This window comes from Serratia ficaria (assembly GCF_900187015.1).
Taxonomy (GTDB): domain Bacteria; phylum Pseudomonadota; class Gammaproteobacteria; order Enterobacterales; family Enterobacteriaceae; genus Serratia; species Serratia ficaria.
Genome location: NZ_LT906479.1, coordinates 4,954,561 through 4,972,140 on the forward strand (window position 1 = coordinate 4,954,561; position 17,580 = coordinate 4,972,140).

Genomic DNA, 17,580 nt, shown 5'->3' on the forward strand with positions numbered 1-17,580 from the left:
CCGCGAGACGCTGTCATATTGAATGAGAAAATCGCGCGCCGGCTAACCGCCCGGCTCCCCTTATTCTTCAGATAAAGCGGTACAGCGACAGATCCGGATAGCGAGATTATCGCCAGACCAGTATCGGCAAGATCCGGCCGATAGCGGCGAAAGAAGCGGGTTTTTACGCCTGTCCTTGGCCGTTTGACCGCGGGCGGCGCGGGTTACCATGGTCGTTTATGCGTCTAGCGGAACAGGACAAGGTTTTTTGCCGTGGTGAAACCCTTTTTACGCAGTGGCAGTTTGGATGATGTGCTTGCCTTGGGCGAAAATGGGCAACCGGTTTATGCCTGCGCGCCGCAGCTGCGGGAAACCTTGCGCATCCGCCAACGGCAGCAGGCCGCCGATTGCCTGGCCATCCCCCAGCCGAACGAGTCCGGCACCCGCATTGACTGGTATGCCCCCTTCCCGGGGAAGGTCACCTCCTGGCTGGCGGCGAGCGACGATCAACGCGCGCAGGCGTTGCGCCGGCTGGAACGCAGCCTGGAGACATTGCGCACCCTGGCGGCGCAGGCGCAGGCGACGGATCACCCCAGCCAGCGTCTGTTCGGCGCCTTGCTGGCCAAGGCGATGCAGATCCCGGACCAAAACCATGTCTACCTGGTCGACGATAAACCGGTGCTGACCTTTTGGGGCTTTATCCGGCCGCAGGCCCAGCGCCAGGACGATCCGCTGGCCTGCCTGCGCCCTGCCGAACCGCCAACGGAAAAAACGGCGCCGATCGCCGCCGCGCCGCGGCCATTAGCGGCACCCGCCGCCCAGCCCGCACCCGCGACTGAAATCATCAGGCCGGCGCAACCTCGCCGGCGCCGTTTTGTCTGGCCTGCGCTGATGCTGGCCGCCTTGCTGGCCGTGGCCGGCTGGCTGAGCCGGCCGCAGGTTCACCCTGCCGTGGCGCAACCCGCGGCTCCGCAGCCCCGCCCGACCGCGCCGGCGTTCAGGCCACGGCTGCCGCTAGCCCACGCGACGCTGATGCCGCCGCCCCCCGCGCCGGCCGCCCAGACGCCGGCGGATAAACATTCGCTGGTGCTGCCCGCCGACGCGGTCAAGGCCGGTTCGACCCGTTTTCTTAACGGCAAATGGCGCGCCACCGTGGCGCTGAAGGATCCCCTGACCGGCAAACGCCCCAGCCTGCAATACCGGCTGAACGGCGGCAAAGGCACCGCCAGCATTACCCACGGCGACGCCGTCACCTGCCGGGCGCCGATCGAGGCCGGGCTGATGCCGTCGGGCAACCTGGTGATCAACAGCCGCGCCAAAGCGCGCTGCAGCGACGGCAGCCGCTACCCGCTGCCGGAAATCGTCTGCAGGCAAAACGATACCGGGCCGGCGGCGTGCAGCGGCCGCTACGGTGCGGATACGGTTTACCCCATGACGTTCAAGCGCGAGAGTAAATGATGCCGGCACCCCTTACGGATTACCCGCAAGCCGTTACGCTGATCCAGGACAGCGGTATTCAGTTTCTGGACTTTGCCCTGATACCGGCCGATGGCGACGTGGCGGGCAAGTTTGTCCGCCAGACGGCGAGCGGCCCGCTGTTGCGCCTGCAGTGGGATGCCGACGGCGAGAAATACCTGTTGCCCGCCCAGCCGGGGCAGGCCGCCGAGGTGGTGCGCCCGGAGTTCGGCTATTCGCTGCAGCAATCGCTGAGCCTGCTGGATAAAATCTGGCTGCCGCTGCCGTTCTTCCGTTACACCCCGTCCGGGGCGTTTTTAGCCGGGCCGGATAACTGGGCGCGGATGCAAATCGCGCAGCTGGACGCGCCCGATCGGGACGGCAATCTGCTGCGGGTGGTGCTGGCCTTCGATACCCGCCTCGCCGCGCCGGGCCAGGAGAGACTGGCCCCGAGCGAGCGCGATCTCGCGACCGGCCTGCACTTCGCTCTGGCCCACCGCAACCATGAGCTGGGCGAGTTTCTCGATCACACCTGGGTGGACGGCTGGCTGCGCGAAGCCTTTACCCAGCGCGCCGCCATGCGGGAACAGCGCGACGAAGCCGCGCTTAACGCCGGGCTGAAAACCTTCGAATATCAAGCGCACTACCTCAATCTGTTGCACATGCTCGGCCACCAGCTGGCGGTGCCGCAGATAAAAATCGTCGGCGCGACGCTGCAGCAGCCGGCGGTCGACGTGGATCTGGTCCTGGACGTCGGCAACTCCCACACCTGCGGCGTGCTGGTCGAGGATCATCCGGAAGAAAACAACGGCCTGAAGCAGACCTATGAACTGCAACTGCGCTCGCTGTCCGCACCGCACTGCGTTTACAACGAGCTGTTCGAAAGCCGGGTCGAATTCGCCCAGGCTTCGTTCGGCAAGGCCCACCTCTCGTTCCAAAGCGGGCGCGACGACGCCTTCGTCTGGCCTGCTATCGTCCGGGTGGGCCGCGAGGCGGTGCAGCTGGCGCAGCGGCGGCGGGGCACTGAAGGCAGCACCGGCATTTCCAGCCCGCGCCGCTACCTGTGGGACGAAGAGCGCTACGCCCCCGGCTGGCGGTTCAACGGCCCGCAAGAGCCGATGGCCGCCGCGGCGCCGCTGACCGGCTTGATCAACGACGAAGGCGTGCCGCTGTCCGCGCTGCCTGCGGCGGAACGTCTGCCGGTATTCGCCGCCCACTACAGCCGCAGCGCGGTCATGAGCCTGATGCTGACCGAACTGCTGGCGCAGGCGCTGATGCAGATCAACAGCGTCGCCCAGCGGAGCAAAATGCCCAACGCCGCCGCTCCGCGCCGCCTGCGCGCCATTATCCTGACCCTGCCTTCGGCGATGCCGAAGCCCGAGCGGGAGATTTTCCGCCGCCGCATGCGGGAAGCCATCGGCCTGGTGTGGAAAGCCATGGGTTGGCACCCGCTGGACGCGCCGTTCGACGGCGAGCAAACCCGCGTTGCGGTGCCGCAGGTGCATATGGAATGGGACGAGGCCACCTGCGGGCAGATGGTTTATCTGTATAACGAAACGCAGATGAACTACGCCGGCCGCACCGACGCCTTTTTCGCCGCCATGGCCAGGCCGGACCGCCCGCCGGCGCCGGGAGAACAGGCGGGCAAAACGTTGCGCATCGCCTCCATCGACATCGGCGGCGGCACCACCGATCTGGCCATCACCCAGTACGCGCTGGACGACGGCGTGGGCAACAACATCAAGATCAATCCGCGGTTGCTGTTCCGCGAAGGATTTAAAGTCGCCGGTGACGATATTCTGCTGGATACCATCCGGCTGTTTATCCTGCCCGCGGTACAGCAGGCGCTCGAAGACGCCGGGGTCGCCGCGCCGGCGGCCGTCATGGACAAGCTGTTCGGCAACGAAGGCCGCATGGACGGGTTTTCCACCCTGCGCCAGCAGGCCGCGCTGCAGATATTCATGCCCGCCGGGCGCGCCCTGCTCTGCGCGTATGAAGATTACGATCCGCTGGACGCCCGCGCCGAGATCGCCGCCAGCCTCGGCGAGCTGTTGCCGCAAGCGCCGACGCCGCAGGTACTGGCGTTTATCGACGGCGAGGTGCAACGCGAAATCGGCGCCGCCTTCGCCATCTTGCAGACCCCGCTGGTGATCCGCCTGGGCGCGCTGCACGCCGCTTTTCTGTCCGACCGGGTCGGCATCGGCCGCTGCCTGCGGCTGCTCTGCGAGGTGGTGGCGCTGTACGCCTGCGATGTGCTGCTGCTGACCGGCCGCCCGGCGCGCTTCCCCGGCGTGCAGGCCCTGCTGCGCCGCCTGCAGCCGCTGCCCGCCAGCCGCATTTTGCCGCTGGAGGGCTACCATACCCGCAGCTGGTATCCGTTTAACCAACGCGGGCGCATCGCCAACCCCAAATCCACCGCCGCCGTGGGCGCCATGCTGTGCCTGCTGGCGAGCGGCCTGCGCCTGGGGAGCTTTTACTTCAACGTCGGCGATTTCCAGCCCTATTCCACCCTGCGCCATTTGGGCATGCTGGACGGCAATAACATGCTGGCGGACGATAACGTCTACTACCGCGACATCGATCTGGACCGCGCCGACTTTACGTTGGATCCCCATGGCCGCTTCCAGCTGCGCGGCCCGCTGCGCCTGGGTTTCCGCCAGCTGGACAACCCGCGCTGGCCGGCATCGCCGCTGTATACGCTCACCATCGCCGATGCCCAACTGGCGCGCAGGCTGGCCGGCGATGCGGTGATCAGCCTGAGGCTGGCCGTCACCGGCAGCGCCGAGCAGGGCGCCGAAGGCGTCGAGATCGCCGAAGCCCTGCTGGACGACGGCACGCCGGTGCCCGCGCACCAGCTGCAATTGAAACTCAATACCCTGGCTGCCAGCGCCTCCGGCGCCGCCCATTACTGGATAGACAGCGGGAGCATTTATACCAGATGAAACCTATCCCCTCCCCCTCGCGGCTCAGCGGCGGCATCCTTCAGGCGATTGACTGGCTGGCGGCGGCGCGGCAAGGCTCCGTCCGCCTGAACCGGGAAGCCGACAGCCTGACGCTGCGCCTGCGGCGCTGCTACAACCGGGCGACGCTGTTGGACCACGCCGCGCAGCGGCCCGTCGCCATCGGCCTCTATGGCCATAACCTCGCCGCCAAAAGGCACCTGCTGGCGGCGCTGGCGCCCGGCGCCGAGCCGCTGGGCGGGGACGCCGCGCTGACGGTGCGCTACGCCGGCTCCGCGGCTCGGGCCTCATCCGCTTACCCGATCGCCATCACCCTGCTTGATGAAACGCAGCTGCTTGGCATGGCGATTGGCGCCGCGTTAATGGACGGGTTTCGCCCCGAGGGCGAAGCGCGCGCCATCGCCGCTCGCCTGCAGGCGCTGGCGCGCCACCGCCAGGCGATGGCCGTTGACGGCATGGACAGCAACGCCGTTGTAGCACTGTGGGACCGCATCCGCCGCCACGGCGGCAAATGGCAACCGGCGCTGGACCGCCATTTCTGGCCGCAGGCCGTCGCGCTGGCGCCCCACCTGAGCATCGACGATCGGGCCCGGCTGTTCGCGCCGCTGTGGGGCGAGGATCCGCGGCTGACGGCGCACTATCGTCAGCTGGCCTATGCGCTGCACGCGCTGGGCTGCAGCGCGCGCCTGCAGGCCCCGGAAGCGGCCTGCGCCCTCGGCGCGTCAGCCAGGGCAACGCTGTCGGTGCTGACGGAGAGCGGTGCCGCGCTAAACGTCTCGCAGGCCGATCTGGCGTGGCTGGCCGCCGAGGTGACGGTGCCCCTGCCCGCCGGCTTGCCGGCCGGGGTTGAGCTGCTCGATATCCCGGCCAGCGCCCACTGCCCGGGGGCCGAGCCGACGCAGCGCCTGCAGCAGGCGAAACGCGCCGATCTGCTGGCGCGCTGCGCCGAAGGGCTGCATGCCAGCCTGCTGCTGATTGCCGACGCGGTCGACCGGCCGCAGGACGCCGGCCGAACGGGCGAGGCGCTCGCCTATTGGGTCGAGCAAACGCAGGGGGAAAGCGCCGGGGTGCGCAGCCGCCGCAAGCCCGGCTTGATCTGGGCCATCACGCCGTTCGACGCGCGCCGGGAAGGGAAGCAACGGCCTGACGACGCCGTTCAGCGTCACGTCGGCGAGCCCGGAGACAGCTGGGCGACGCTGCTGGCGACGGACGAGCGAGACTGCCGCCGCATGGCGGCTTATCTGGCCGAGCAGGCGCGCCCGGCGTTAAAACAGGCGCGCATCCTTGAACGGCGGCAAGAGCTGCGGCGCGAACTGAAAGACAGCCTGCTCGGCAACTGGCTGACCAGCCCGGACCCGCAGCGCGCCCGGCGCCTGCTGCGCGCACTGCAGGCGCAGGCCGGCGCGCATGGCGAACTGCTGGAATGGCTGCTGCCGCAGCGCGATGCGCTGCGCCGGTTGTACCCACAGCCGCAGCCCCTCATGCCCGCACCGGTGGCCGCCGCCCCGCCGTTCGGCGTCGATGTCGACCTGTTCGGCGAGGAGCCCGCCGCCGCACCGGCGGCGCATGGCGGCTCGCCGTTTGCCCAGCGGGTGTTCGCGGAGTGGGTCAATCACCTGCGCAATCTGCCGGATAACGCCCAACTGTCGGCGCTGCTGGGCGTCGACAAACCCCAGTTGGAACTGTTGGCCGATGCCTTGATTACCGCCGCCGGCCGGCTGGAGATTGACGCCGCATTGGAACGCGCATTGGCCGCCGCCGCGGGCGAGGATCGGCAGATTGGCCAGGCGCTGGCGATACTGGGCGATTTCGTCGCCTGGCTGGGCTTCCAGCAACGCGATGCGGCGTCGCGCCCCGCCAGCCGCATCAATCACGGCCGGCCGATATTTAGCCCGCCGCCGCAGCCGGCGATCGACTGGGGCAATCAGCAGCGGTTGACCAAGCTGGCGCCGACGGCGGCCACGCATGCCGCCTTTTATATCTACGACTGGCTGGTCGGCCTGCAAACCCTGCTGGCGGAGAATGCGGCCGCCGCCCCGGCGCTCGAGGCGGCGGCGCGTGCGGCGCTGGAGGAGAGGGTGGCAAGGATGTGCGACGAGGACGGCGCCTGACATGCCGAGTCATTACGCATCCGCCCGAGGATAAAACCCTGCGCCCATTCAGCCTGCAGCAAATCGATCACATCGTACTGCGCGTCGCCCCCTTCAACGAGAGCGCACTGCCGGCGTATTTGCGACGCGGAGCCCGCCGCGGCGCGGGAGCGAGGGCGCTGGCCATCAGCCGTCGACCGCCGCCAGCGCCTGCGCGCAGGCCCAGGCCGAGCTCCAGGCCCACTGGAAGTTGTAACCGCCCAGCCACCCGGTCACATCCACCACTTCGCCGATAAAGTACAGGCCCGGCACCTTGCCGGCCTCCATGGTCTTGGAGGACAGCTCTTTGGTGTCGACGCCGCCGATCGTCACTTCCGCGGTGCGGTAGCCTTCGGTGCCGTTCGGCTGCACCCGCCAGCTCTGCAGGCTGTCCACCAGCGCCGCCTGCTGCGCCGGGTTCAGCTGCTTCAGCGTGGCCTCCGGCAGTTGCCCCAGCGTCTGCAGGCACTCCACCAGCCGCTTCGGCAGGTGCAGCGCCAGGGTGTTTTTCAGGCTTTGGTTGGGGTGCGCCCGCCGTTGCTCGTCGAGGAAGGCCGCCAGATCGAGCGTCGGAAGTAAGTTAATGCTTACATGCTCGCCAGGATGCCAGTAGCTGGAAAGCTGCAATACCGCCGGGCCAGACAGCCCGCGGTGAGTGAACAGGATGCTTTCGCGGAAGCTGACTCCGTTTTCGGCGGTGATCACCGCCGGAACTGAGACGCCGGACAGCGTCTGCAGATGTTCCAGCAGCGGTTTATGCAGGGTAAAGGGCACCAGCGCGGCGCGCGTCGGCAACAGGTTCAGGCCAAACTGCTCCGCCAGCTTGTAGCCGAACGGCGACGCGCCCAGCCCCGGCATCGAAAGACCGCCGCTGGCCACCACAAGTGAGCGAGCGCTTACTTTTTCGCCATTCAGCGCCAGCTCGAAACCCTGTTCGGTTTTTTCCACGCTCAGCACCTCGCTGCGCAGGCGCGTCGTCACCTGGCCCAACTCGCACTCCTTGACCAGCAGCTCGACCACCTGCTGCGCCGAATCGTCGCAGAACAGCTGCCCCAGGGTTTTTTCATGATAGGCGATGCCGTAGCGGTTGATCAGATCGATGAAATCCCACTGGGTGTAACGCGCCAGCGCAGATTTGCAAAAGTGCGGGTTATTCGACAGATAGGCCGCCGGTTCGGTGTACATATTGGTGAAGTTACAGCGTCCGCCGCCGGACATCAGGATCTTGCGGCCCGGTTTTTTGCCGTTGTCGAGCAGCAGCACCCGGCGGCCGAGCTGCCCCGCCTGCGCGGCGCAAAACATGCCCGCGGCGCCCGCACCTATTACTACGACATCAAACTGTTCCACCTGCGCCTCTCTGTATATCCCCCGCATACTTGAAGCCGCAGCCCCTGGCTGGCTGGCCGCAACTCCAATTATTTTGGGTGTAAAAACCACAATCGCGACAAAAGAGCGCCATGTTACGCCGTTTCGCCGCCGGTAACCGCTAAATTCACGGTGGCCGATTGTAAGGCCCCAGCGCCGCCAACGCCATAGTAAGAAAATATTACAGAGGTCAGATGAGCATAACAGGCTGATATTAAATATGTTTGTCACGACGCTGACGTCAATTCGTCATATTTAAATCAAAAAAACGTCATATTTTCCTTTTCCCCGGGCCCGGTTGTCACTGATAATGCGCGGCGTTCATGTCCACAAACCTGGCGTAACGCTTATGCTGCATTTGTTCGCTGGCCTGGATTTCCATACCGGCCTGATGTTAATTCTCGCATTGTTGTTCGTGTTGTTTTATGAGGCCATCAACGGCTTTCATGATACGGCCAATGCGGTTGCTACAGTAATCTATACCCGTGCCATGCGTTCGCAACTTGCGGTCGTCATGGCGGGCTTGTTCAACTTTCTTGGCGTGATGCTCGGCGGTTTGAGTGTTGCCTACGCCATTGTCCATTTGCTGCCTACCGATCTGTTGTTGAACGTCAGTTCAGCACACGGATTAGCCATGGTGTTCTCCATGCTGTTGGCGGCGATCATCTGGAACCTCGGCACCTGGTATTTCGGTCTGCCGGCCTCCAGCTCCCATACGCTGATCGGCGCAATCATCGGTGTCGGTTTAACCAACGCCCTGATGACCCACACTTCGGTGGTGGATGCGCTCAACGTCCCGAAAATGATCGGTATTTTCCTGTCATTGCTCATTTCGCCGCTGGTCGGCATGATGGTCGCCGGGCTGATGGTGTTCGCCTTGCGCCGCTATTGGAGCGGCACCAAGAAACGCCAGCGTATCCACATGACCCCGGCGGAACGCGAAAAGGTCGACGGCAAACGCAAGCCGCCGTTCTGGACCCGTATCGCGCTGATCCTGTCGGCGATTGGCGTCAGCTTCTCGCACGGCGCCAACGACGGCCAGAAAGGCATCGGCCTGATTATGCTGGTGCTGATCGGCGTTGCGCCGGCCGGCTTCGTGGTCAATATGAATGCAACCGGTTATGACATCACCCGTACGCGGGATGCCGTCACCCACCTGCAGCAATATTACCAGCAGCACGGCGACGCGCTGGCGCACGTGGTGTCCCTGACGCCGCTGGTGCCGAGCCCGGATCAGGAAGCCGCGCCTAACCAGCCGGTCGAGTTCCACTGCGACAGCTCCCGCGCCATGCCGGCGATTGAGCTGACGCAGGGCATGCTGAACAACCTGCAGAGCTACGACCAGCTGACGGTAGAACAGCGCAGCCATCTGCGCCGCCTGCTGATGTGCGTCACCGACACTGCGGACAAGGTCGCCAAACTGCCGGAAACCTCCGCGGCCGACCAGCGCTTCCTGAAGAACCTGCGTCAGGATCTGCTGCAGACCGTTGAGTATGCGCCGCTGTGGATCATCGTCGCGGTAGCGCTGGCGCTGTCGCTCGGCACCATGGTTGGCTGGAAACGCGTGGCCACCACCATCGGCGAGAAGATCGGCAAGAAAGGCATGACCTACGCCCAGGGCGTGTCGGCCCAAATGACCGCCGCGCTGTCGATTGGCGTGGCCAGCTATACCGGCATGCCGGTCTCCACCACCCACGTGCTGTCTTCGGCGGTTGCCGGGACGATGATCGTGGACGGCGGCGGCGTGCAAAGCAAAACCGTGAAGAACATCCTGTTGGCCTGGTTACTGACCCTGCCAATCTCGATTCTGCTCTCCGGCGGGCTGTATTGGTTGGCGCTGAAGGTGATTTAAGCCCTTCACAGCATGAGAAAGGCGGCCAGGATGGCCGCCTTTTTTTTGCCCTTCGCCGAGGAAACCGGCGGGAGTCAATACCAGATCATCATCGCAATCAGGCTGATGACCACCAGGCCGCACAGGGCCGAGGTCAGCATAAACTGCCCGCGCACCCGCTCGCAGCGGCGGATAAATTCCGGATCGTGATGCTCGACATAGCGCTGCGCAAAGATATAACGCACCAGCCTCAGTTGCTTGCTGGGCTGCCCGTGGGCGGTGAAGAAACCGCCGCCGTCGACGTATTGGTACAGCAGCGGGTCGCAGCCGCGCAGAACCACCAGCAGCGCACGCAGAGAAGAGTAATACCGCACCATGTTTACCACACACACCACACATAAAGCCCAAAACAGCGCGACGGTACTGATCATGATAGCCCCCTCAAGGCGTGGTTATCCGCGGCAATCCGCCGGGTCCAACCGCCCTACCTCTATACCCAATACTCTGCTGGAGCATACCGCTCCCATCCCCTTTTGCACCGCACGGGCCAGACGCATAACCCACGGCCTCTGAAGAAGGGTCATCGCCACGCAGGCTGCATAGTCAGCGCGATCCCGCCAGAGGAGAAATGATAAGGCCCATATTCATCATTGTAGGTTAATGAAACGCAAACTGGCCTGAGCAGTAGATAAAATTTACCGCAACGCGCCGATTTGTCATCTGCCGATGGGTTATAAGTGATAACCGCGCCGCCGGACGACGCCCGGCATTTTCCACTGCCTGATGGGGGTTTTGGGACTATACTCTGTGTAAGAACGCTTATAATTCAAGCGGTCAGACCGCTCAAGACCGCATAAACAATAGGTTTTTCTGCCGTCCGGGTGTAAAACTGAACGAGTTGAAATGGCAAGATTTTTGATGCGGCGCAGTGTGATCGCCCCAACATATCATTACGTTATCCGAATGATACTATGAAACCAAAAGCGTCAGGCTGGTACATGGAACGCCTGCTAACCCTTTAATCGGCAGTATTATGGAAGGAGTATTCTCATGGCTTACAAACACATTCTGATTGCGGTAGACCTGTCCCCGGAAAGCAAAATTCTGGTGGAGAAAGCCGTATCTATGGCGCGCCCCTACAACGCCAAAGTTTCCCTGATCCACGTAGATGTCAACTATTCCGACCTGTACACCGGCCTGATCGACGTCAACCTTGGCGACATGCAAAAGCGCATTTCCGAGGAAACCCACCAGGCGCTGACCGAGCTGTCGCAGAACGCCGGCTACCCGATTACCGAGACCCTGAGCGGCAGCGGCGATCTGGCGCAGGTGCTGGTGGACGCCATCAAGAAATACGATATGGACCTGGTGCTGTGCGGCCACCACCAGGACTTCTGGAGCAAGCTGATGTCCTCCGCGCGCCAGCTGATCAACACCGTGCATATCGACATGCTGATCGTGCCGCTGCGCGATGAAGAAGAGGCGGAAGATAACTAAGCCTCTGCCGAACCCGCTCGCCAACGCCCGCCCCTCGCGGGCGTTTTTCATTCCGCCTGTCTGATTAATCGCTTGATAATCAACCGCCCCCCGGTGATATAGTCGCTAAAGACACAACATCACTCCCCCGGACATCGCCTATACCCATATTTATAAAAAAAGCGGGGGGACATTTAATGCCAGAAGGAGCTAATCCATGGAACATGCCGTATCGGTCGAATCTTTCCTGTCCTCGCTGCAGCGCCACAGCCCCCACCAACCGGAGTATTTGCAGGCGGTGAGGGAGGTTTTCACCTCGCTGTGGCCGTTTATCGAACGCAACCCGCACTATCGCGAGCAGGCGCTGCTGGAACGCCTGGTGGAGCCGGAGCGCGTCATCCAGTTCCGCGTCAGCTGGGTCGACGATCGCGGCCAGGTACAGGTCAACCGCGCCTGGCGCGTGCAGTTCAGCTCGGCTATCGGCCCCTATAAGGGCGGCATGCGCTTTCATCCGTCGGTGAACCTGTCGATTCTGAAGTTTCTCGGCTTCGAGCAAACCTTCAAAAATGCGCTGACCACCCTGCCGATGGGCGGCGGCAAAGGCGGCGCCGACTTCGATCCCAAAGGGAAAAGCCAGGGCGAAATCATGCGTTTTTGCCAGGCGCTGATGACCGAGCTGTACCGTCACCTGGGGCCGGACACCGACGTGCCCGCCGGGGATATCGGCGTTGGCGGCCGTGAGGTCGGCTTTATGGCCGGCATGATGAAGAAGCTGTCCAACAACACCGCCTGCGTGTTTACCGGCAAGGGACTGTCCTTCGGCGGCAGCCTGATCCGCCCCGAGGCGACCGGCTATGGCCTGGTGTATTTCACCGACGCCATGCTGCAGCGTCACGGGCTGGGTTTTGAGGGCATGCGGGTGGCGGTGTCCGGCTCCGGCAACGTGGCGCAGTACACCATCGAAAAAGCGCTGGAGCTGGACGCGCGGGTCATTACCGTCTCGGACTCGGGCGGCACGCTGGTCGACGAGGCCGGCTTCACCACCGAAAAGCTGGCGCACCTGGCCGAGATCAAAAACCAGCGCTACGGCCGGGTCGAGGATTACGCCCGCGAGCGCGGCCTGACCTATCTGGCCGGCCAACAGCCGTGGGGCGTGCCGGTGGATATCGCCCTGCCGTGCGCCACCCAGAACGAACTGGACCTGGAGGCGGCGCAAACGCTGATCCGCAACGGGGTGAAAGCGGTGGCGGAAGGCGCCAATATGCCGACCACCATCCAGGCCACCGACGCCTTCCTCGACGCCGGCGTGCTGTTCGCGCCGGGCAAGGCGGCCAACGCCGGCGGGGTGGCCACTTCGGGGCTGGAGATGGCGCAAAACGCCGCGCGCCTCGGCTGGCGGGCGGAGAAAGTGGATGTACGTTTACAACATATCATGGCGGATATTCATCACGCCTGCGTGGAATACGGCGGTGAAGGCAAGCAAACCCACTACGTGCACGGCGCCAATATCGCCGGTTTCGTCAAGGTGGCCGACGCCATGCTGGCGCAGGGGGTGCTCTGACCTGCCGACAAGGTGATCTTGTTCACACATCCGTTAAATGTTGCAATGCCGGCGACGACGCCGGCATTTTTTCCCGCTTTGTTCAACGCCAATGGTTGCAATTATGTTATCAATAATCATTTAACATGTTAAATAAATGACTATTTAACGTGGTAAAATTACCACCTCAAAATTATTAAACATTTAATTAACATTAAAACCGTCATTATTTCACTCCAATGTGCGCAGATCACATTTCGTTAACTTCGGTTACGCCCCCCCTTCCATTCCTTTGTAATCTGCATCGGTGGAAAAACCGCCACCCCTACAGATAAAAAAGGTACCGCTAATGAAATTTAACCTCGCATTATTGAATGCATGTGTGGTTTCTGCGTGCATGTTATCGACAACACCTGTTTTCGCCGCTGATAAGTACGAGATCGCCGTGGTCGCCAAAGTGACCGGCATTCCGTGGTTCAACCGTATGGAAGTGGGCGTGAACGAGGCGGCGAAAAAGCTCGACGTCAACGCCTACCAGACCGGCCCTTCCACGCCGGACCCGGCCGCGCAGGTCAAGGTGATTGAGGATCTGATCGCCAAAAACGTCAACGCCATCATCGTGGTGCCGAACGACGCCAAGGTGCTGGAGCCGGTGCTGAAAAAGGCGCGCGACAAAGGCATCGTGGTGCTGACCCATGAATCTCCTGACCAGCAGATCGGCCAGTGGGATATCGAAACCATCGACAGCGAGAAATACGCGCAGGCCAACGTCGATGAGCTGGCGAAAGACATGGGCGGCAAGGGCGGCTACGCGATCTACGTCGGTTCGCTGACCGTGCCGCTGCACAACGCCTGGGCCGATTCCGCCATCAAGTACCAGAAAGCCAAATATCCGGACATGTTCGAAGTCACCTCGCGCCTGCCGGTGGCCGAAAGCATCGACAAATCCTACGCCACCACGCTGGACCTGATGAAAACCTATCCGCAGATGAAGGGCATCATCGGCTTCGGTTCGCTCGGCCCGATCGGCGCCGGCCAGGCGGTGGCCAAGAAGCGCGCCAAGGACAAGATTGCGGTGGTGGGCATCGCCATGCCGGCGCAGGCCGCCCCTTACCTGATGCGCGGCGACATCAAGAAAGCGCTGCTGTGGGATCCGAAAGACGCCGGCTACGCGCTGGTGACGGTGGCGGATCGGCTGCTGCAGGGCAAGGAAGTGACCCAAGATCTGTCGATAGAGGGCCTGGGCAAGGCCGATGTCGATATGGAACACAAAGTGATTCGGTTCAATAAAATTCTGGAAGTGACCAAAGATAACGCCAAATCGCTCGGTTTTTAATTCATTAGCCACACCGGGAAAATCCATAGCGGCTGCGCGTGCCGCCGCTATGCAAACACAGGTTAACGTTATGAACGCATCCCCTGCATTTATCACTCTGGAGAATATCAGCAAGCGATTCCCCGGCGTGCTGGCATTAGACCAGATCAACCTGACGCTAAATATTGGCGAAGTGCACTGCCTGGCCGGGCAAAACGGCTGCGGCAAAAGCACCATCATTAAAATTATCTCCGGCGTTTATCAGCCGGAAAAAGGCGCCAATATTTCGCTGGAAGGCAAATTATTCCACTCCCTGACGCCGCAGCTGTCCGGTTATTACGGCATTCAGGTGATTTATCAGGATCTGTCGTTATTCCCTAACCTGACGGTGGCGGAAAATATCGCCATCCACCGCTACCTGCCCGGCGGCCACTTCTGGGTGCGCAAGCGGGTGATGCGCCAGACGGCGCTGGACGCCATGGCGCGCGTCGGCGTGACCATCGATCCCGACAAGAAGGTCGAAAAACTGTCGATCGCCGATCGGCAACTGGTGGCGATTTGCCGCGCCATCGCCGCCGAGGCGCGGCTGGTGATCATGGATGAACCCACCGCCTCGCTGACGCGCCAGGAGGTCAACGGCCTGCTGCGGGTGGTCAACGAGCTGAAGGCGGCGGGCATCTGCGTGGTGTTCGTCAGCCACCGGCTGGACGAAGTGATGGAGGTCGCCGACCGCATCAGCGTGATGCGCGACGGCAAGCTGGTCGGCACCTGGCCCGCCAGCGAGCTGGACAGCCACGAGCTGGCGTTCCTGATGACCGGCCAACGCTTCCACTACAGCCCGCTGCCGGCGCAGCCGCCGGCCGACAAGGCACCGCTGCTGGAGGTGTGCAACCTCAGCCGCGGCGACAAGTACCGCAACATCAACCTGGCGCTGCGCGGCGGCGAAATAGTCTCGATCGTCGGGCTGCTGGGCGCCGGCCGCACCGAACTGTGCCTCAGCCTGTTCGGCATGACCCGGCCGGACAGCGGCCAGATCAAGGTGGCGGGCCAGCCGGTGCGGCTGCACAACAACCGCGAAGCGGTGCGCCACGGCATCGGCTATGTGTCGGAGGATCGCCTGACCCAGGGGCTGATCATGGAGCAATCGATCTACGACAACACCATCGTCACGGTGTTTGACCAGCTGCATACCCGGCTCGGCCTGCTGGACCACGCCAAGGCGAGCGAGCTGGTCAACCGCTTGATCCGCGATCTGAACATCAAGGTGTCCGACAGCGCCTTGCCGGTGAAAACCCTGTCCGGCGGCAACGCCCAGCGCATCGCCATCGCCAAATGGGTGGCGACGCAGCCGAAGATCCTGATCCTCGATTCGCCGACCGTCGGGGTGGATATCGCCAACAAAGAGGGGATCTACCAGATCGCCCGCGATCTGGCGCAGCTGGGCATGGCGGTGCTGATGATCTGCGACGAGATCCCGGAAGCCTACTACAACAGCCATCGGGTGATGGTGATGCGCAAGGGCGAGCTGATCGCCGAATTTGCGCCGCACCAGAGTACCGAACAACAGATCGCCGAGGTGGTGAATGGATAAGTCATTATTGGCCCGCCTGGCCGGCCGGCACGAGCTCTATCTCGGCCTGCTGGTGCTGGCGTTGGGCGTCGGCCTGAGCCTGGGCACCGACGAGTTTCTGACGCTCGGCAACCTGACCGACGTCGCCACCAGCTACGCCATTCTCGGCATTCTCGCCTGCGGGCTGTTCGTGGTGCTGATCGCCGGCGGTATCGACATTTCCTTCCCGGCGATCACCGCCATCGCCCAGTACGCGATGGCCAGCTGGGTTATCCAGCACGGCGGCAGCTTCCCGCTGGCGTTCGCCCTGGCTGCCGGCGTCGGCCTGCTGCTCGGGCTGGTGAACGGTTTCCTGGTGTACTGGCTGAAGGTGCCGGCGATCATCATCACCATCGCCACGCTCAACCTGTTCTACGGCCTGCTGGTGTACGCCACCAACGGCACCTGGCTGTACGGCTTCCCGGACTGGTTCATGGACGGCATCAACTGGTTCTCGTTCCAGGGCGCCGACGGCTATGACTACGGCCTGACGCTGCCGCTGCTGTGCCTGCTGGCGGTGATTGTCGTCACCGGCGTGCTGATGAACCGCACCCGGCTGGGGCGCCAGATCTACGCCATGGGCGGCAACCGCGATGCGGCGTCGCGCCTGGGGCTGAACCTGCTGCGGCTGCACTTCTATGTCTACGGTTACATGGGGATTTTAGCCGGCATCGCCGCGGTGGTGCAGGCGCAGATCACCCAGTCGGTGGCCCCCAACTCGCTGCTCGGTTTCGAACTGACGGTGCTGGCGGCGGTGGTGCTGGGCGGCACCAGCATGACCGGCGGCCGCGGCTCGCTGACCGGTACCCTGCTCGGGGTGGTGCTGCTGGCCTTCCTGCAGAACGGGCTGACGCTGCTCAGCGTCTCGGCTTACTGGCACCAGGTGTTCAGCGGCGCGATCATTCTGATCAGCATCAGCAGCACCGCCTGGAACGAAAAACGCAAACTGGTCAAGGAGCTATAGCATGACGCAGTTAACCCGTTTGATCCCCAACGATCGGATCATCCGCCTGCAGGGCGCGATCATCATCGCGGTGGCGCTGCTGTTCGCCGGCCTGCTCGGATCGCGCTTCTTCAGCCTTGGCAACTTCCAGTCGATCGCCTCGCAACTGCCGATCCTCGGCCTGCTGGCGCTCGGCATGGGCATCACCATGCTGACCGGCGGCATCAACCTGTCGATCATCGCCGGCGCCAACGCCTGTTCGCTGGTGATGGCGGCGATTATCGTCAACCACCCCGATCAGCCGCTGTTTCTGGCGCTGGCGCTGCTGGCGGGCCTGCTGGTGGCGGTGGCGATCGGCGCGCTCAACGGCGTGCTGGTGGCCTGGGTCGGCGTTTCGCCGATCCTCGCCTCGCTCGGCACCATGACGCTGATCACCGGCCTGAACATCCTGCTGTCCAACGGCGCGGTGATCTCCGGCTTCCCGGCGGCGATACAGTTTCTCGGCAACGGCGCGGTGCTGGGCATCCCGGTGGCGCTGCTGCTGTTCTTGCTGGTGGCCGCCGGCCTGTGGCTGCTGCTGGAGCACACCACGCTGGGGCGCAGCCTGTATCTGATCGGCTCCAACGAACAGGCTACCCGCTTCAGCGGGGTGAATACCGCCCGGGTGCAGGTCGCGGTGTACATCCTGTCGGCGCTGCTCGGCTGGGGCGCCGCGCTGTTGATGATGGCCAAGTTCAACTCGGCCAAGGCCGGCTACGGCGAGTCCTATCTGCTGGTGACCATTCTGGCCTCGGTGCTGGGGGGCATCAACCCGGACGGCGGCTTCGGCCGCGTCCTGGGGCTGGTGCTGGCGTTGATCGTGCTGCAAATGCTGGAAAGCGGCCTCAACCTGCTGGGGGTCAGCAGCTATCTGACCATGGCCCTGTGGGGCGGCGTGCTGATCCTGTTTATCGCGTTACAGAATCGAAAAAGCTAGGT

12 protein-coding genes are annotated in these 17,580 nt (G+C 63.3%); 10 read left to right on the plus strand and 2 right to left on the minus strand.

The features are described 5' to 3' along the window. Nucleotides 1–252 precede the first annotated feature (252 nt). From CKW09_RS23220 to CKW09_RS23230, 3 genes are read left to right on the plus strand one after another with little or no spacing between them, the layout of a single operon-like run. On the plus strand, nucleotides 253–1,437 hold the full coding sequence (locus tag CKW09_RS23220; protein ID WP_095099743.1) for an SrfA family protein: 1,185 nt from the start codon (nucleotides 253–255) through the stop codon (nucleotides 1,435–1,437). Beyond that, a complete protein-coding gene (locus CKW09_RS23225; protein WP_095100313.1) occupies nucleotides 1,437–4,376 on the plus strand; it encodes a virulence factor SrfB in 2,940 nt (979 codons plus the stop codon). The genes CKW09_RS23220 and CKW09_RS23225 overlap by 1 nt, the downstream gene beginning before the upstream one ends. Then, nucleotides 4,373–6,505 (plus strand): virulence factor SrfC family protein, encoded by a 2,133-nt coding sequence (locus tag CKW09_RS23230; protein ID WP_095099747.1) that lies wholly within the window; start codon nucleotides 4,373–4,375, stop codon nucleotides 6,503–6,505. Before CKW09_RS23225 ends, CKW09_RS23230 begins: the two co-directional genes overlap by 4 nt. A 165-nt stretch (nucleotides 6,506–6,670) precedes the next feature. On the opposite strand, the gene CKW09_RS23235 is transcribed toward CKW09_RS23230, so the two are convergent. Continuing rightward, on the minus strand, nucleotides 6,671–7,870 hold the full coding sequence (locus CKW09_RS23235; protein ID WP_061799565.1) for a BaiN/RdsA family NAD(P)/FAD-dependent oxidoreductase: 1,200 nt from the start codon (nucleotides 7,868–7,870) through the stop codon (nucleotides 6,671–6,673). A gap of 367 nt (nucleotides 7,871–8,237) precedes the next feature. Here CKW09_RS23235 and pitA point away from each other — a divergent pair, with 367 nt between their 5' ends. Then, nucleotides 8,238–9,740, plus strand: coding sequence for an inorganic phosphate transporter PitA (gene pitA, locus CKW09_RS23240; protein ID WP_061799566.1), 1,503 nt, complete (start codon nucleotides 8,238–8,240; stop codon nucleotides 9,738–9,740). 74 nt (nucleotides 9,741–9,814) lie between these two features. On the opposite strand, the gene uspB is transcribed toward pitA, so the two are convergent. Continuing rightward, on the minus strand, nucleotides 9,815–10,150 hold the full coding sequence (uspB, locus tag CKW09_RS23245) for a universal stress protein UspB (RefSeq protein WP_061799568.1): 336 nt from the start codon (nucleotides 10,148–10,150) through the stop codon (nucleotides 9,815–9,817). Nucleotides 10,151–10,769: 619 nt separating this feature from the next. Between uspB and uspA the strand changes: the two genes are divergently transcribed. The 6 genes from uspA to CKW09_RS23275 all read left to right on the plus strand — a co-directional run bounded on the left by uspA (nucleotide 10,770) and on the right by CKW09_RS23275 (nucleotide 17,578). Beyond that, nucleotides 10,770–11,216, plus strand: a complete 447-nt coding sequence (uspA, locus tag CKW09_RS23250; RefSeq protein ID WP_061799571.1) for a universal stress protein UspA — start codon at nucleotides 10,770–10,772, stop codon at nucleotides 11,214–11,216. Nucleotides 11,217–11,412: 196 nt separating this feature from the next. Beyond that, the gene (gene gdhA, locus CKW09_RS23255; RefSeq protein ID WP_061799573.1) at nucleotides 11,413–12,756 is read left to right on the plus strand and encodes an NADP-specific glutamate dehydrogenase; all 1,344 of its coding nucleotides are present in this window, start codon (nucleotides 11,413–11,415) and stop codon (nucleotides 12,754–12,756) included. A gap of 328 nt (nucleotides 12,757–13,084) precedes the next feature. Continuing rightward, nucleotides 13,085–14,071 carry an autoinducer 2 ABC transporter substrate-binding protein gene (locus CKW09_RS23260; RefSeq protein WP_061799574.1) on the plus strand — a complete coding sequence of 329 codons (987 nt, stop codon included), beginning with the start codon at nucleotides 13,085–13,087 and terminating at the stop codon, nucleotides 14,069–14,071. Between the two features lie 70 nt (nucleotides 14,072–14,141). Then, nucleotides 14,142–15,641: a sugar ABC transporter ATP-binding protein gene (locus CKW09_RS23265; protein ID WP_095099751.1), complete on the plus strand. Its 1,500-nt coding sequence runs from the start codon at nucleotides 14,142–14,144 to the stop codon at nucleotides 15,639–15,641. Then, the gene (locus CKW09_RS23270) at nucleotides 15,634–16,623 is read left to right on the plus strand and encodes an ABC transporter permease (RefSeq protein ID WP_061799575.1); all 990 of its coding nucleotides are present in this window, start codon (nucleotides 15,634–15,636) and stop codon (nucleotides 16,621–16,623) included. Before CKW09_RS23265 ends, CKW09_RS23270 begins: the two co-directional genes overlap by 8 nt. A gap of 1 nt (nucleotide 16,624) precedes the next feature. Then, on the plus strand, nucleotides 16,625–17,578 hold the full coding sequence (locus CKW09_RS23275) for an ABC transporter permease (RefSeq protein ID WP_061799576.1): 954 nt from the start codon (nucleotides 16,625–16,627) through the stop codon (nucleotides 17,576–17,578). Nucleotides 17,579–17,580: the final 2 nt, after the last annotated feature.

Bases quoted from the DNA above. Each gene is read 5' to 3' on its own strand.
- CKW09_RS23225 (WP_095100313.1), top strand. From the start codon at position 1,437: ATGCCGGCACCCCTTACGGATTACCCGCAAGCCGTTACGCTGATCCAG.
- CKW09_RS23230 (WP_095099747.1), top strand. From the start codon at position 4,373: ATGAAACCTATCCCCTCCCCCTCGCGGCTCAGCGGCGGCATCCTTCAG.
- pitA (WP_061799566.1), top strand. From the start codon at position 8,238: ATGCTGCATTTGTTCGCTGGCCTGGATTTCCATACCGGCCTGATGTTA.
- uspB (WP_061799568.1), bottom strand. From the start codon at position 10,150: ATGATCAGTACCGTCGCGCTGTTTTGGGCTTTATGTGTGGTGTGTGTG.
- uspA (WP_061799571.1), top strand. From the start codon at position 10,770: ATGGCTTACAAACACATTCTGATTGCGGTAGACCTGTCCCCGGAAAGC.
- gdhA (WP_061799573.1), top strand. From the start codon at position 11,413: ATGGAACATGCCGTATCGGTCGAATCTTTCCTGTCCTCGCTGCAGCGC.
- CKW09_RS23260 (WP_061799574.1), top strand. From the start codon at position 13,085: ATGAAATTTAACCTCGCATTATTGAATGCATGTGTGGTTTCTGCGTGC.
- CKW09_RS23265 (WP_095099751.1), top strand. From the start codon at position 14,142: ATGAACGCATCCCCTGCATTTATCACTCTGGAGAATATCAGCAAGCGA.
- CKW09_RS23270 (WP_061799575.1), top strand. From the start codon at position 15,634: ATGGATAAGTCATTATTGGCCCGCCTGGCCGGCCGGCACGAGCTCTAT.
- CKW09_RS23275 (WP_061799576.1), top strand. From the start codon at position 16,625: ATGACGCAGTTAACCCGTTTGATCCCCAACGATCGGATCATCCGCCTG.